The sequence below is a fragment of the Janibacter sp. RAF52 genome, from assembly GCF_052114035.1.
Taxonomy (GTDB): domain Bacteria; phylum Actinomycetota; class Actinomycetes; order Actinomycetales; family Dermatophilaceae; genus Janibacter; species Janibacter hoylei.
Window position 1 is genome coordinate 316,965 of sequence record NZ_JBFRDY010000001.1, and the last position, 14,572, is coordinate 331,536.

Consider the following 14,572-nt stretch of genomic DNA (forward strand, 5'->3'; position numbering starts at 1 on the left):
GTGAGCAGCAGCGCAGCAACCGGTCGCGGCACCGGCGCGCGATCGGCTCGCACCCGGCTCGAGCAGTGGGCGGCGCGCTTCGAGTCGCCGATGACGACCTACTACCTCCTGCTCGGGGTCGTCGGCCTGCTCGTCGGCATCGGCCTGGTCATGGTGCTCTCGGCCTCGATGATCGTCTCGCTGAGAGAAAACGACAGCTCCTTCACGATCTTCCTCAAGCAGTTCGTCTTCGCGGTCGCGGGCGGGCTGGCGCTGTGGTGGGCCTCACGGCGGAGCGTCGCCTTCTGGAAGCGCTTCGCCCTGCCCGCGGTCCTCGCCTCCATCGTCCTGCTCGGACTCGTCCTCACCCCCCTCGGCTTCGGCTTCCAGGGCAACCGCAACTGGATCGGGGTGGGCTCGCTGTCCATCCAGCCGAGCGAGATCGCCAAGATCGGCCTCGTGCTCGGTGGTGCGCTCGTCCTCGAGCGCAAGCAGGCGCTGCTCGGCTCGATCAAGCACGCGCTCATCCCCTTCGTCGTCCCCGGGGCGCTGGTCATCGTCGGGCTCGTCATGCTCGGCCACGACCTCGGCACCGCCATGGTCATCGTCGCGATCGTCGTCGGCATGCTCTTCGCCGCGGGAGTGCCGCTGCGCTGGTTCGGCGCCGGGCTCGGGGTGCTCGCCGTGCTCGGCTACGCCGCGCTGACCCTCGGCAACAGCCGCATGGAGCGGATCAACGTCTGGCTCAACCCCGAGCAGTGCGCCCCCGGCACCGAGCTCTTCTACGGCATCTGCCGCCAGTCGGTCCACGGCCGCTACGCCCTCGCCGACGGGGGCTGGCTCGGCGTCGGCCTCGGGGCCAGCCGCGAGAAGTGGGGCTGGCTCTCCGAGCCGTACAACGACTTCATCTTCGCGATCATCGGTGAGGAGCTCGGCCTGCTCGGCACGCTGGCGATCCTCCTGCTCTTCGCCAGCTTCGCCCTCGCCGGGCTGCGGCTGGTCACCCGCACCGACGACTACTTCGTGCGGCTGGCCACCGCGGGCATCTGCACCTGGGTGCTCATCCAGGCGATCATCAACATCGGCGCCGTCATCGGGATGCTCCCCGTCATCGGCGTGCCGCTGCCCTTCGTCTCCTCCGGCGGGTCCTCGCTCGTCACCTCGATGCTCGCCGTCGGCATCCTGCTGAGTTTCGCTCGTGCCGAGCCGGGCTGCTCTGAGATGATCGCGGCCAAGCCCTCCCGGGCGCGCGCCCTGCTCGCCCGGTTCCCCAGCAGGAGGACATCCACGCGATGACGCCCGACCGCCCCTCACGCATCCTGCTGGCGGGAGGTGGCACCGCGGGACACGTCTCGCCGCTGCTCGCCCTCGCCGACTGCCTCCGTCGCCGTGACCCCGGCGTCGAGATCCTGGCCCTCGGCACGAGCGAGGGCCTCGAGGCACGGCTGGTGCCCGAGCGCGGGTACGACTTCGCGACGATCCCCAAGGTGCCCCTGCCGCGCAAGCCCTCCGGTGACCTCGTCCGGCTGCCGGTCAACCTGCGGCGTGCGGTGGCGGCCGCTGGTCGGGCCATCGAGCAGGTCGACGCCCAGGTCGTCGTCGGCTTCGGTGGCTACGTCTCCACGCCGGCCTACCTCGCGGCGCGCAAGGGCGGGGTGCCGATCGTCATCCACGAGCAGAATGCGCGGGCAGGGATCGCCAACAAGGTGGGGGCCCGCTTCACCGACCACGTCGGCGTGACCTTCCCCGGGACCAAGCTCACCGGTGCCCGGGTCATCGGGATGCCGCTGCGCCCGGAGATCGTCGCCCTCGACCGCGAGGCCACCCGGGCCGAGGCACGCGCGGGGCTCGGCCTGCGCGACGACCTGCCGGTCCTGCTCGTCACCGGTGGCTCGCTCGGCGCCAAGCGGCTCAACGACGCCTTCGCCGCGAGCGTCGCGATGCTCCGCGATGCCGGTATCCAGGTCCTCCACGCGACCGGCGCCGGCAAGGACTTCGTCGCCCTCGGCGGCGACGAGTCGGTGCCCTACGTCGTCATGCCCTACGTGGACCGGATGGACCTGGCCTACGCGGCCGCCGACGCCGTCGTCTGCCGTTCGGGCGCCAACACCGTGTGCGAGCTGACGGCCGTCGGCCTGCCCGCCGTCTACGTGCCCCTGCCGATCGGCAACGGCGAGCAGCGGCTCAACGCCGCCGGCGTCGTCGCCGCCGGTGGTGGACTGCTCGTCGAGGACGCCGACGTCGACCCCGGCTGGGTCGCGCGGGAGGTCGTCCCACTGCTGCAGGACGCGGAGCGGATCCGCGAGATGTCCCGCGCCGCGGCGTCGGTCGGCCACCGGGATGCCGACGAGACCCTGGCCGACATGGTGACCACTGCGTGGGTCGACGGGGGCCGGCATGAGTGAGTCCGTGCTGCCGCCCGTGCCGCGCAACGAGCGTTTCGACGTCCTCGCCCCCCGTGTGCCCCTCGCCGACCTCGGCTCCGTGCACGTGCTCGCCGCCGGCGGCGCCGGGATGTCGGCCATCGTCCGGCTGCTCGTCGACGCCGGCGTGCCGGTCAGCGGGAGCGATGCCCACGACTCGCCGCTGCTGCGTCGTCTCGGTGAGCTCGGTGCCCGGGTCCACGTCGGCCACGACGTCGCCCACCTCGAGGGCGCCGACACCGTCGTCGTCTCGTCGGCGATCCGCGAGGACAACCCCGAGCTCGCCGCTGCGCGCAGCCGGGGCATGCGGGTGCTGCACCGCAGCCAGGCCCTCGCCTCCGTCATCGGGGAGCAGACCGGCGTGGCCGTCGCCGGGGCCAACGGCAAGACGACGACGAGCTCGATGCTCACGGTGGCCCTGCTCGAGAGCGGGCAGCGTCCTTCCTTCGCGCTCGGCGGGGAGCTGTCGACGCACGGGGTCAACGCGGCGCTGGGGGAGGGGACTCCCTTCGTCATCGAGGCCGACGAGTCCGACGGCTCCTTCCTCGCCTACCGGCCCGAGGTCGCCATCGTCACCAACGTCCAGCCCGACCACCTCGACTTCTACGGCAGCTTCGCCGCGGTCGAGGCGGCCTACCTCGAGTTCGCGCAGAGCATCGCCCCGGGCGGGCTGCTTGTCGCCTGCGCCGACGACGCCGGGTCCGTCCGGCTCGCCGAGCGGGCGGCAGCCGCCGGGGTGCGGGTGCTGCGCTACGGCTTCGCCGAGGAGGCCGAGGTGCGCCTCGTCGACCCCGTGCTCGACGGCACCCGGGCCGGCGTGACCCTCGTCGAGGGCGGGCAGCGGCGCGAGCTCGAGATCGCCGTGCCCGGCCGGCACAACCTACTCAACGTGGCCGCGGCCTACGCCGCCGCGGTCCACGGACTCGGTCTCGAGCCGCAGCCCGTGCTCGATGGGCTGGCGGCCTACGGCGGCACCCGCCGGCGCTTCGAGACGAAGGGGGAGGCCCGGGGCGTCAGCGTCGTCGACGACTACGCGCACAACCCCGGCAAGGTCGAGGCGGTCGTGCGCACCGCGAAGGAGATCGCGGGTGAGCACCGGCTCTTCGTCGTCTTCCAGCCGCACCTGTACTCGCGCACGCGCGACTTCGCGGAGGGCTTCGCGGCCGGTCTCGAGCCGGCGGACGAGGTGCTGCTGCTCGACGTCTACGGAGCGCGCGAGGACCCGGTGCCCGGAGTCAGCTCCCAGCTCATCGCGGCTCCCCTCGAGGCAGCAGGCCGCTCCGTCCGCGTCGTCGGGACCGATGAGGCCGTGGCGGCCGTCGCCGCGCAGGCGCGTGCCGGCGACCTCGTCCTGACGGTGGGGGCCGGCGACGTCACCCACCTCGGCCCGAGGCTGCTCGAGGCACTGCGTCGATGAGTCGGGGGAGCGGGACGCGGGAGGCGACCGAGGAGCGGTTTGCCGAGCGAGCGGCGCACGCGCGCACCCAGCGGGTCCGGCGGTGGCTGCTCGTCGTGGTCGCGGTGGTCGTCACCATCGCCCTGGCGTGGGCGGTCGGGTTTTCCTCGCTGCTCGACACCCGGGAGGTGAGCGTCACCGGGGCCGACCCTGCGGACGCGGCGAGCATCGAGCGGATCGCCGACGAGCAGGTGGGCCGACCGCTCGTGCGGGTCGACGGTGACGACCTCGCCCGACGGATCACCGACGAGGTCCCCGGGGCCGCGCACGTGACGGTCGAGAGGAGCTGGCCGCACACCCTCAACCTCAAGGTGACGTCGAGGGTCCCGGCGCTCGCCGTCGAGCGCGGGGAGCGGGACTTCGAGCTGCTGGACCTCGACGGGGTCGTCATCCGCCACGTCACCTCGGCCCCCGAGGACGTGCCCACCGTGACGGCCGAGGACAACGCCGAGGTGTCCGGCCACGGGGTCAAGGCGGCGCAGGGGATGCTCGCCGCGCTGCCCGCGGAGATGCGCTCCAAGGTCAAGGACGTCCGGGTCGACTCCGCGGACCAGATCAGCTTCCGCCTGGGCTCGACCCGGATCATCTGGGGCGACGGGTCGAAGCCGGAGGTCAAGGTCGAGGTCATCCGGATCCTCCAGGCCAAGAAGGCCAAGACCATCGACGTCTCGGCCCCCGACACGCCCGTCACGAGCGGGTAGTGTGGCGACACGCGGGTGCAGCGTTTGCCCATGCGGCTCGGGCCGCATAACGTCACCCGCACACCGAGCGTGACCAAACTGTAACCCTGAAGTTCACCTTGAGCTTTCGGGGTGAGGCACCACCGAGCAGCAGCAACAGGAGTCCCCGTGGCATCAGCCCAGAACTATCTGGCCGTTATCAAGGTCGTCGGCATCGGCGGCGGTGGCGTCAACGCCGTCAACCGGATGATCGAGGTCGGCCTCAAGGGTGTCGAGTTCATCGCGATCAACACCGACGCCCAGGCGCTCCTGATGTCAGACGCCGACGTCAAGCTCGACGTCGGTCGCGAGCTGACGCGCGGTCTCGGTGCCGGTGCCGACCCCGAGGTGGGCAAGAAGGCTGCGGAGGACCACGCGGAGGAGATCGAGGAGGTCCTCAAGGGGGCCGACATGGTCTTCGTCACCGCGGGCGAAGGGGGCGGCACCGGCACCGGTGGCGCGCCGGTCGTCGCGAAGATCGCCAAGAGCCTCGGTGCCCTGACCATCGGTGTCGTCACGCGCCCGTTCACCTTCGAGGGGCGTCGTCGCGCCAACCAGGCCGAGTCCGGCATCGGTGCGCTGCGCGACGAGGTCGACACCCTCATCGTCATCCCCAACGACCGGCTGCTGTCGATCAGCGACCGCGCGGTGAGCATGCTCGACGCCTTCCGCAGTGCCGACCAGGTGCTGCTCTCCGGTGTCCAGGGCATCACCGACCTCATCACCACGCCCGGCCTGATCAACCTCGACTTCGCCGACGTCAAGTCGGTCATGCAAGGGGCTGGCTCGGCCCTCATGGGCATCGGCTCGGCGAGAGGTGAGGACCGCGCCGTCCAGGCCGCCGAGCTCGCGATCTCCTCGCCGCTGCTCGAGGCCAGCGTCGACGGTGCCCACGGCGTGCTGCTGTCGATCCAGGGCGGCAGTGACCTGGGCCTCTTCGAGATCAACGAGGCAGCGCGCTTGGTGCAGGAGGCCGCTCACCCCGAGGCCAACATCATCTTCGGTGCGGTCATCGACGACGCGCTCGGCGACGAGGTGCGCGTGACCGTCATCGCCGCCGGCTTCGACGGGGGCGTCCCGCAGCAGCGGCCCGACGACCGGGCGCTCGGTCAGGTCCAGTCCGGTGGGCAGTCGCGTCAGGCACCCACCCAGCAGCGCCCGGCCCAGCAGGCCCCCGCGCAGCCGCAGCAGCAGGCGGTCCCGGCCCAGCAGCGCCCGGCCCAGGCCCAGCCGCAGCAGCAGGCCGCCCCGGCCCAGCAGGCCCCGGCCCAGCAGGCCCCCGCGCAGCCGCAGCAGCAGGCGGCCCCGGCCCAGCAGGCCCCCGCGCAGCCGCAGCAGCAGGCGGCCCCGGCCCAGCAGGCTCCGGCCCAGCCGAAGCAGGCCACCCCGCCGCGCCAGGTGACCTTCGACGACGGCGACGACCTGGACGTCCCGGACTTCCTCAAGTGACCTCGGGCCGCTGAGCGGCCCGGGCATCGCCCGCAGGGCCCCGACCACCACGGTCCGGGCCCTGCGTCGTCCCGGTGACATGTGCCGGAGCTCGGCGGCGAGAGGTAGGTTGCAGACGTGTTCGGCTGGAGAGATGACGACGCAGGACTGGTGCGGGCCTTCACGGACCGCCGCGACGGGGTGAGTGCGGCCCCCTTCGCCGGGCTCAACCTCGGGGCCCACGTCGGCGACGACCCGACCGCCGTCGCCCGCAACCGCGCCGCCCTCGAGGCCGCGCTCGGGCTGCCCACGGTGTGGGCCGACCAGGTCCACGGCAGCGAGGTCATCCACGTGACCCCCGACGTGCTCACGGCGCCCCGCACGGAGACCGGTGCCGTGGGTACCGGAGACGCCATGGTCACCGCCGAGCCGGGCATCGCCCTCGGCGTGCTCGTCGCCGACTGCACCCCGGTCCTCGTCCACGACACCGGCAGCTGCCTCGTCGGGGTGGCCCACGCGGGGCGACCCGGCATGGTGGCGGGGGTCGCGCTGCGGCTCGTCGAGGCGATGCGTGACCTCGGCGCTGTCGACCTGCGGGCCACGGTCGGGCCTTCCGTCTGCGGCCGCTGCTACGAGGTGCCCGACGAGATGCGCTCGGCCGCAGCCGCCGTCGCGCCCGTCTCCGCGGCCGTCACCTGGTCGGGCACGCCGGCCATCGACGTGGCGAGCGGGGTCGTCGACCAGCTGACCGGTGCGGGAGTGCCCGTCGAGTGGATCGCCGGGTGCGCCCGTGAGGAGGCCGACCTCTACTCCTACCGTCGCGACGGTAGGACCGGTCGCTTTGCCGGCGTCATCGGGAGGGCGGCATGACCGGGCCACGTCGGCAGGAGCTGGCCACCAACCTCGCGCAGGTCGAGGAGCGGATCGCGGCGGCCTGCGCCTCCAGCGGCCGCGAGCGAGACGACGTCCACCTCGTCGTCGTCACGAAGCACTTCCCCCGCAGCGACCTCGACCTGCTCGCCGACCTCGGCGTCACCGACATCGGGGAGAACCGCGAGCAGGAGGCCTCAGCCAAGCTCGACGACGGGGGAGTGCCCCCCGGGGTGCGGACCCACTTCATCGGTCAGCTGCAGTCGAAGAAGGCCAATGCCGTCACGCGGTGGGCCGACGTCGTCCAGTCCGTCGACCGGCTCAAGCTCGTCGGGGCGCTCGCCCGCGGCGCCGAGACCGCCGGCCGCGAGGTCACCGCCCTCATCCAGGTCAACCTCGACCCCGACGCCGATGCCCACCGGGGCGGAGCGGACCCGGCCGACGTGCCCGCCCTCGCCGACGCGATCGCGGGGTCCTCCCTTCGTCTCGGAGGGCTCATGGCCGTCGCTCCGCTCGGTGGTGACCCGGACGCGGCCTTCGCGCTGCTCGCCCGCACCCACGAGGCGCTCGTCGCCGACCACCCGTCGGCCGGGATGCTCTCGGCGGGGATGAGCGGCGACCTCGAGTCCGCAGTCCGGCACGGTGCGACACACCTGCGTGTCGGGACGGCAATCCTCGGAACTCGTGCGTCACACCGGTAACTTCGGTGACACCGACGAGGCCCCCGGTAAGACGTAAGGACTTGAGAGACATGACGGCACTGCGCAACGCGATGGTCTACCTCGGACTCGCCGAGGACGACAAGCGCTACGACGACTACGACGACCAGTACGTCGACGACTACGAGAGCGGCCACGAGGTCCTCGAGGAGGAGCGACCCGCAGAGGTCACGCCGCTGCGCCGCGTCCCCACCGCTCCTGCCGTGCACGAGGTGGAGGTCACCCAGATGAACCGCATCACGACGATCCACCCGAGCACGTACAACGACGCGCGCGCCATCGGCGAGAGCTTCCGCAGCAACACGCCGGTCATCATGAACCTCACCGACATGGACGACTCCGACGCCAAGCGTCTCGTCGACTTCGCCGCCGGCCTCGTCTTCGGCCTGCACGGCTCCATCGAGCGCGTCACCAACAAGGTCTTCCTGCTCTCGCCCGAGCACATCGAGGTCGACGCCGAGGGCGGCGAGGCGCAGCAGCCGCGCGCCCTCTTCAACCAGAGCTGACCCTCCCAGCGGGGCCACAGGCCCCGGACCTAGGCTGAATCCATGTCGATCGTCCGCGATGTGCTGCACCTCGTGCTGTACATCTACTTCCTCGTCCTCATCGGTCGTCTCGTCCTCGACTGGATCCAGGTCTTCGCCCGGCAGTGGCGCCCCAAGGGCGTCATCCTCGTCGTCGCCGAGGCGATCTACACCCTCACCGACCCGCCGCTCAACGCGATCCGCAGGGTGGTCAAACCGATCCGCTTCGGCGGGGTCGCGATCGATGTCGCCTTCCTGCTGCTCATCCTCGCGGTCTCGGTGCTGCTGAGCATCGTCTAGGCTGAGGGTGATGCCCGTGCGCGCTCTGCGTGGCACTGGCGTGCAATCTGTCCGAACGCATACGGAGGAACAATGGCGCTCACGCCCGAGGACGTCCTCAACAAGACCTTCACCCAGACCCAGTTCCGTCGTGGGTACGACGAGCGCGAGGTCGACGACTTCCTCGACGAGGTCGTGGCCGAGATGCGCCGCATGGTCAAGGACTCGGAGGACCTGCGGGCCCGTGCCGCCGACGGGTCCGGCGCCCCGGCTCCGGCCGCGGCCGCCGCTGGTGGATCCGGTCAGGCCGACGAGGCGCTGACCCGCGAGAACCGCGACCTGCGTGCCCGGCTCGACGACCTGCGCACCCGCTTCGAGAAGGAGACGGCTGCGCGCGCCGCGGCCGAGAAGCGCGCCGGCGAGCTCGAGCGCTCCGCCCGGGCCAGCGACGAGCAGGCCAAGGGCGACAACGCCAAGGTCGACAAGGCCCAGCTGGGTGCCGACGAGCGCATCGCGACCGTCAATGCCCGCGCCCAGGAGGCAGAGGAGCGCGCCCAGCAGCGCATCCAGGCCGCCAACGCGGCCGCCGAGAAGGCCGAGGCCGAGGCCAAGCAGCGTCAGGAGGCTGCCGCCGCGCAGCCCGCGGCCCCCGCCGCGGCCGCGACCGATGGTGGCGCCGGCCAGATGGCCGCTGCCGCCGGTGGTGGCGCCGGCGCGTCGGGCCTCATCGCCCTCGCCCAGCGCCTGCACGACGAGCACGTCGCCGAGGGCCAGAGCCAGCGCGACAAGCTCATCGCCGAGGCCCAGCGCAAGCACGACGAGCTCGTGTCGACGGGTCAGGGCAAGCACGACGAGTTCGTCAAGACCGGTCAGGGCAAGCGCGACCAGTTCATCGGCGAGGGCACGACGCAGCGCGACAAGCTCATCTCGGACGCCCAGACCAAGAGTGCGACGATGGTCAGCGAGGCCGAGGCGCAGCGCAAGAAGATCCTCGACGACCTCAACGCGCAGAAGACGAAGATCGAGACGCAGATCGCCGAGCTGACGACCTACGAGCGCGACTACCGTCGCAAGCTCAAGGACTTCATCAGCACGCAGCTCAAGGGCCTGGAGTCCACTCCGGCTCTCGCGCCGGAGACCACCTCCAGCAAGAGCTGAGCGGATCAGCACGACCCGCAGAGGCGGCGGTCTCCCCACTCGGGGAGGCCGCCGCCTCTAGCAGCTACGAGACGCCGGCAGATGGCCTCTCGGAGAACGACGCGCGCTGATCCCGCGATCTGCGCCAAAACGTCGTACCCTTCGTTGACTCTGGTCCGTGCAGGGGTACGGGCCAACCCGATCTGAGGACGGTCATGGCGACGAAGAAGACGGCCACGGGAGCAGCGGAGCGTGTGAAGAGCGCGGCCCGGGCCACGGTGAAGAGGGTCTCGTCGAAGAAGGAGCCCGAGGCGAAGGGGACCACCGCGAAGAAGTCCACGGCCGCGAGCGCGAACGGCAGCACGACGTCGAAGGGCGCCACGAAGAAGGCGACCACGAAGAAGACGAGCGCCCCGAAGAAGACGAGCGCCACGAAGGCCGCCGCGAAGAAGATAGCCGCGAAGAAGACGGCCGCCACGAGCAAGGCCGCTCCTCAGAAGGCGGCCACGACGAAGGCCGCGCCGAAGAAGGCGTCCACCTCGAAGAGCACGACGAAGAAGGCTGCGGCGCAGAAGACCGCAGCGAAGAAGGCTCCCACCAAGAAGACCGCGGCGCAGCTCGTCGTCCGGGAGGACGAGAGCCCGTGGACCGCCAAGGAGCTCAAGGAGGTGCGGGCCGAGCTCGACACCGAGATCCAGCGCCTCACGGCGGAGATCAGCTCCGCGGAGACCGACCTCAACGAGTTCCTCAAGGAGCCGATCGACGGGGCCGGCGACGACCAGGCGGATGCCGGGGCCAAGTCCTTCGAGCGCGAGCACGAGCTGAGCCTCGTCGCCGGGGCCCGCACGGGCCTGGAGCAGAACCTCCACGCACTCGCCCGACTCGAGGACGGGACCTACGGGATCTGCGAAAACTGCGGCAACCCGATCGGCAAGCTTCGACTCCAGGCCTATCCTCGTGCGACCCTGTGCATGACATGCAAGAGTCGACAGGAGCGGCGCTGAGCGCCCCACACACCCCAGACGACGACACCCCGGCGCCCGCCTCGCGCTCCGGGGTGCTTCGTTGGTACGTCCTCGCCGCCGTCGCGGTGCTCATCCTCGACCAGGCGAGCAAGGTCTGGGCGCTCGGGGCACTCACCGACGGGAGGTCCCTGCCGCTCATCGGTGACGTCCTCTCCCTTCGTCTGATCCGCAACTCCGGCGCCGCCTTCTCCATTGGTGACGGCACGACGTGGCTCATGACGCTCGTGGCGGTGGCCGTGACGGCCGCCATCCTGTGGGCGACCCCACGGATCGGCTCCTCCCGGTGGGCCCTGTCGCTCGGGCTCGTCCTCGGCGGCTCCCTCGGTAACCTCTACGACAGGTTCTTCCGCGAGCCGGGGCCGCTGCGCGGACACGTCATCGATTTCATCGACTACGGCGGGCTCTTCGTCGGCAACGTGGCCGACATCGCGATCGTCGCCGGAGCGGTGCTGCTCATCTGGCTGGTCTTCGCCAACATCGGCATCGACGGCACCCGCCCGCAGCACGCGGCCGGAGCGCACGAGGATGCTGCCGACGACCGCAACGACCAGGAGGAGACACCGTGACCGATGTGCGCAACGTCCTCGTCCCCGACGGTCTCGAGGGGGAGCGCATCGACGCCGCGGTGGCGCGCCTCTTCGGCCTCTCCCGCACCCGCGCGGCCGAGCTGGCCGCCGACGGCAAGGTCCTCGTCGAGGGGAGCGCCGTCGCCAAGTCCGCCCGCGTCAGCGCCGGTGAGCACATCGAGGTCACCCTGCCCTCCGTCGACGACAGCCCGACGCTCGCCGTCGTCGCCGAGCCGGTGCCCGGCATGCGGATCATCCACGACGACGAGGACATCGTCGTCGTCGACAAGCCCATCGGCGTCGCGGCGCACCCGAGCGTCGGCTGGTCCGGCCCGGACGTCCTGGGCGGTCTCGCCGCCGCCGGGTACCGCATCACGACGAGTGGCGCGAGCGAGCGACAGGGCATCGTCTCGCGGCTGGACGTCGGAACCTCCGGCCTCATGGTCGTGTGCAAGAGCGAGCACGCGTACTCGGTGCTCAAGCGGGCCTTCAAGGAACGCACGGTCGACAAGACCTACCACGCGCTCGTCCAGGGCCTGCCCGACCCGCACGTCGGCACCATCGACGCGCCGATCGGGCGCCACCCGAGTGGCGACTACAAGTTCGCCGTCATGGACTCCGGCAAGCACGCGATCACCCACTACGAGCTCCTCGAGGCCTTCCGCCACGCCTCCCTGCTCGAGATCAAGCTCGAGACCGGGCGCACCCACCAGATCCGCGTGCACATGGCCGCCCTGCGCCACCCGTGCGTCGGTGACCCGACCTACGGCGCCGACCCGACGTTGGGCGCCCGACTCGGTCTCGAGAGGCAGTGGCTGCACGCCATGGGTCTGGGGTTCGTCCACCCCGGCAGTGGCGACTACGTGCACTTCGAGAGCACCTACCCGGCCGACCTGCAGCACGCGCTCGACGTGATCGACGAGATGAGCTGACGCCCTCAGCGCCCCACGGAGAACAACTCTCCCGGCGTGCACTCCAGCGCGTCGCAGAGTGCGGTGAGGGTGGAGAAGCGGATCGCCCGGCCACGGTTGTTCTTTAGCGCCGAGAGATTGGCATGGGTGATGCCGATCCGCTTGCTCAGCTCGGTGATGGTCATCCCGCGCGTCGCGAGCAGGTCGTCGAGATGACAGACGATGCGGTGGTCCTCGGGCGGCATCAGATGAGTCCGTCCTGGTCGGCCTGCAGCTGGCTGCCCCGGCGCAGCACCAGCGCGAGGAAGGACAGCGTCATCATCCCGATGTAGAGGTACCACCAGCCCTCGTCGAGCAGCCGCGCGTCCCAGTCGTCCGGGGCGCTCTGCAGGGCCATGTTGGTCGCCGGGAGTCGCAGGAGGAAGGGCAGGAGCAGCAGGCTGACGGCCCCCCACGAGCTTGCCGTCGCCCACCGTGCGGTCCGGCGAGTGAAGACGTCACCCCGCACCATGCCCAGCACGCACGCGGAGAGGCAGATCAGCACGGAGGCGGCGGCGAGCCACTCCACGACATCGGCCACGCGAAAGACCGTGGTCACCCACCCGGGGACCTCGCTCACGGGGACGAGCACGGTGCGCTGCCCCTTGCCGTTGGAGGCCAGGAGCTCGAGCTCGTCGCTCCACCAGCGGTCGGCGAGTGAGTTGAAGACGTGGACGAGCAGCGCGACCCCGGCGATCGCGTAGGCAAAGATCGAGGCGCCCGCATCGCGGCGGGACTTGGTGGTGGATGTGCTGGCCATGGTTCCCCCTGCCATCTGTGCATCGCTTATCGATGCATCGATAAACAATGTAGCAGAGGTGGGCGAAGGGGGTGTGAACTCCCGCGTCAGTTGACCCGACGGTCGCGGCCCTCCCAGTAGGGAGCGCGCAGCTTGAACTTCTGCAGCTTGCCGGTGGCCGTGCGGGCCAGCTCGTCGCGGAACTCGATGGTCGTCGGCGCCTTGTAGCCGGCCGCCTTGGACTTGCACCACGCGATGAGGTCGGCCTCGGTCGCCTCCGACCCCTCCGCGACGACGACGAGGGCCTTGATCGTCTCGCCCCACTTGTCGTCAGGGATGCCGATGACCGCGACTTCGGTGACGTCCGGGTGGGAGAAGAGCACGTCCTCCACCTCGATCGACGAGACGTTTTCACCACCGGTGATGATGACGTCCTTCTTGCGGTCGCTGATCGTCACGTAGCCGTCGTCGCCGATCGTGCCGCCGTCACCGGTGTGGAACCAGCCGCCCGCGAAGGTGCGCTCCGTCTCCTCGGGCAGGTCGTGGTAGCCCTCCATGACGACGTTGGAGCGGGCCAGGAGCTCGCCGCTCTCCTCGTCGAGCTTCATCCGGCAGCCGATGGCAGGAGAACCCGCCCGCACGAGCTTGCCGGCACGCTCCTCGGGAGTCAGCTCGTCCCACTCGGCACGGGTCCGGTTGATCGTCAGCAGCGGAGAGGTCTCGGTCAGGCCGTAGATCTGGATGAACTCCCAGCCCAGCTCCGTCTCGACGCGGGCGATCGTCTGCGTGGGCGGGGGAGCGCCGGCGACGATGATGCGCACCCGGTCGCGGCCGGGGATCTCGCCCTCCCACTCCTGCGCCGCGGCGAGCACGGAGTTGACCACGGCAGGCGCGGCACACATGACGGTCACGCCGTGGCGCTCGACCCGGCGCAGGATCTCGGCACCGTCGATCTTGCGGATGACGACGTGCTGCGCCCCCACACCGGTCATGGCGAAGGGCATGCCCCACCCGTTGGCGTGGAACATCGGCAGGGTGTGCAGGTAGACGTCACGGTCGCTGATGCCGGCGTGCAGGCCGAAGGTCACCGCATTGGTCCAGATGTTGCGGTGGGTGATCCGCACCCCCTTGGGGCGCGCGGTCGTGCCGGAGGTGTAGTTGATCGTCGCCGTGGCCGCCTCGTCCGGCTCCCACTCCCGCGGCTGCGCGGTGGCCGGGTCGATCCCGCCGAAGAGGTGCTCGTCCTCGCCCAGGACGAAGGTGTGCTCGGCCTGCACCTCGTCGATCAGTGAGGTCAGCTCGGGGTCGATGTAGAGCACGCGCGCGCCGGAGTGCTCGACGATGAACTTCACCTCCTCGGGAGCGAGGCGGAAGTTGATCGGGACGAGGACCCGACCCGAGCCGGCGACGCCGAAGAAGCTCGTGAGCAGCCGCGCCGAGTTGTGCGAGACGACGGCGACGCGGTCGCCGACGTCGATGCCCAAGGAGTCGAGGTGGGCCGCCTGCGCGTTGGCGAGCTGCCGCATGCGGGCATAGGTCACGCCCTCGAGCGGGGGCGCCGGCTGGTCCGGCTCGTCGACGACTGCCAGGCGCTCGCCGTAGACGGCGGCCGCGCGGTCGATGAAGTCGTTGACGGACATGGGCACGAACATCCGGTGGAACCTCCATGCGGTGTGGACGACTCTGTCGAGGCGACGTTAACCCCTTCGTCCGCGGTGACCGCACGTCTCGGGCGGCGGCGCGCCGAGCGGTGCGCGG

Annotated in this window: 16 protein-coding genes; 13 read left to right on the forward strand and 3 right to left on the reverse strand. The window is 71.0% G+C overall.

Annotated elements, in window-relative coordinates; translation table 11 throughout:
• From ftsW to AB4Y78_RS01545, 13 genes are all read left to right on the forward strand, one after another.
• The gene (gene ftsW, locus AB4Y78_RS01485) at positions 1-1,275 is read left to right on the forward strand and encodes a putative lipid II flippase FtsW (RefSeq protein ID WP_282070029.1); all 1,275 of its coding nucleotides are present in this window, start codon (positions 1-3) and stop codon (positions 1,273-1,275) included.
• Positions 1,272-2,384 (forward strand): undecaprenyldiphospho-muramoylpentapeptide beta-N-acetylglucosaminyltransferase, encoded by a 1,113-nt coding sequence (gene murG, locus AB4Y78_RS01490; RefSeq protein ID WP_441713735.1) that lies wholly within the window; start codon positions 1,272-1,274, stop codon positions 2,382-2,384. Before ftsW ends, murG begins: the two co-directional genes overlap by 4 nt.
• Positions 2,377-3,819, forward strand: coding sequence for a UDP-N-acetylmuramate--L-alanine ligase (murC, locus tag AB4Y78_RS01495; RefSeq protein ID WP_441713734.1), 1,443 nt, complete (start codon positions 2,377-2,379; stop codon positions 3,817-3,819). The genes murG and murC overlap by 8 nt, the downstream gene beginning before the upstream one ends.
• A complete protein-coding gene (locus AB4Y78_RS01500; RefSeq protein ID WP_441713733.1) occupies positions 3,816-4,559 on the forward strand; it encodes a cell division protein FtsQ/DivIB in 744 nt (247 codons plus the stop codon). Before murC ends, AB4Y78_RS01500 begins: the two co-directional genes overlap by 4 nt.
• 147 nt (positions 4,560-4,706) lie before the next feature.
• The gene (ftsZ, locus tag AB4Y78_RS01505) at positions 4,707-6,026 is read left to right on the forward strand and encodes a cell division protein FtsZ (RefSeq protein ID WP_441736827.1); all 1,320 of its coding nucleotides are present in this window, start codon (positions 4,707-4,709) and stop codon (positions 6,024-6,026) included.
• Positions 6,027-6,143: 117 nt separating this feature from the next.
• Positions 6,144-6,875 (forward strand): polyphenol oxidase family protein, encoded by a 732-nt coding sequence (locus AB4Y78_RS01510; RefSeq protein WP_259909259.1) that lies wholly within the window; start codon positions 6,144-6,146, stop codon positions 6,873-6,875.
• The gene (locus tag AB4Y78_RS01515; RefSeq protein WP_441713731.1) at positions 6,872-7,576 is read left to right on the forward strand and encodes a YggS family pyridoxal phosphate-dependent enzyme; all 705 of its coding nucleotides are present in this window, start codon (positions 6,872-6,874) and stop codon (positions 7,574-7,576) included. Before AB4Y78_RS01510 ends, AB4Y78_RS01515 begins: the two co-directional genes overlap by 4 nt.
• A 50-nt stretch (positions 7,577-7,626) precedes the next feature.
• On the forward strand, positions 7,627-8,100 hold the full coding sequence (locus tag AB4Y78_RS01520; protein ID WP_007925271.1) for a cell division protein SepF: 474 nt from the start codon (positions 7,627-7,629) through the stop codon (positions 8,098-8,100).
• Positions 8,101-8,142: 42 nt separating this feature from the next.
• Positions 8,143-8,418, forward strand: coding sequence for a YggT family protein (locus AB4Y78_RS01525; RefSeq protein ID WP_007925270.1), 276 nt, complete (start codon positions 8,143-8,145; stop codon positions 8,416-8,418).
• Positions 8,419-8,490: 72 nt separating this feature from the next.
• Positions 8,491-9,555, forward strand: a complete 1,065-nt coding sequence (locus tag AB4Y78_RS01530; RefSeq protein WP_282070043.1) for a DivIVA domain-containing protein — start codon at positions 8,491-8,493, stop codon at positions 9,553-9,555.
• A gap of 194 nt (positions 9,556-9,749) precedes the next feature.
• Positions 9,750-10,538, forward strand: coding sequence for a TraR/DksA C4-type zinc finger protein (locus AB4Y78_RS01535; RefSeq protein ID WP_441713730.1), 789 nt, complete (start codon positions 9,750-9,752; stop codon positions 10,536-10,538).
• Positions 10,511-11,125 (forward strand): signal peptidase II, encoded by a 615-nt coding sequence (gene lspA, locus AB4Y78_RS01540; protein WP_387355323.1) that lies wholly within the window; start codon positions 10,511-10,513, stop codon positions 11,123-11,125. The genes AB4Y78_RS01535 and lspA overlap by 28 nt, the downstream gene beginning before the upstream one ends.
• Complete coding sequence (locus tag AB4Y78_RS01545; protein WP_441713729.1) at positions 11,122-12,057, forward strand: RluA family pseudouridine synthase; 936 nt, start codon at positions 11,122-11,124, stop codon at positions 12,055-12,057. The genes lspA and AB4Y78_RS01545 overlap by 4 nt, the downstream gene beginning before the upstream one ends.
• Before the next feature lie 5 nt (positions 12,058-12,062).
• Here the strand turns inward: AB4Y78_RS01545 and AB4Y78_RS01550 are convergent, their stop codons facing one another.
• The 3 genes from AB4Y78_RS01550 to AB4Y78_RS01560 all read right to left on the reverse strand — a co-directional run bounded on the left by AB4Y78_RS01550 (position 12,063) and on the right by AB4Y78_RS01560 (position 14,454).
• Positions 12,063-12,281, reverse strand: a complete 219-nt coding sequence (locus AB4Y78_RS01550) for a helix-turn-helix domain-containing protein (protein ID WP_265231641.1) — start codon at positions 12,279-12,281, stop codon at positions 12,063-12,065.
• Positions 12,281-12,835 (reverse strand): hypothetical protein, encoded by a 555-nt coding sequence (locus AB4Y78_RS01555; RefSeq protein WP_441713728.1) that lies wholly within the window; start codon positions 12,833-12,835, stop codon positions 12,281-12,283. The genes AB4Y78_RS01550 and AB4Y78_RS01555 overlap by 1 nt, the downstream gene beginning before the upstream one ends.
• Positions 12,836-12,921: 86 nt before the next feature.
• Positions 12,922-14,454 carry an AMP-binding protein gene (locus AB4Y78_RS01560; RefSeq protein ID WP_441713727.1) on the reverse strand — a complete coding sequence of 511 codons (1,533 nt, stop codon included), beginning with the start codon at positions 14,452-14,454 and terminating at the stop codon, positions 12,922-12,924.
• Between the last annotated feature and the right edge of the window lie 118 nt (positions 14,455-14,572).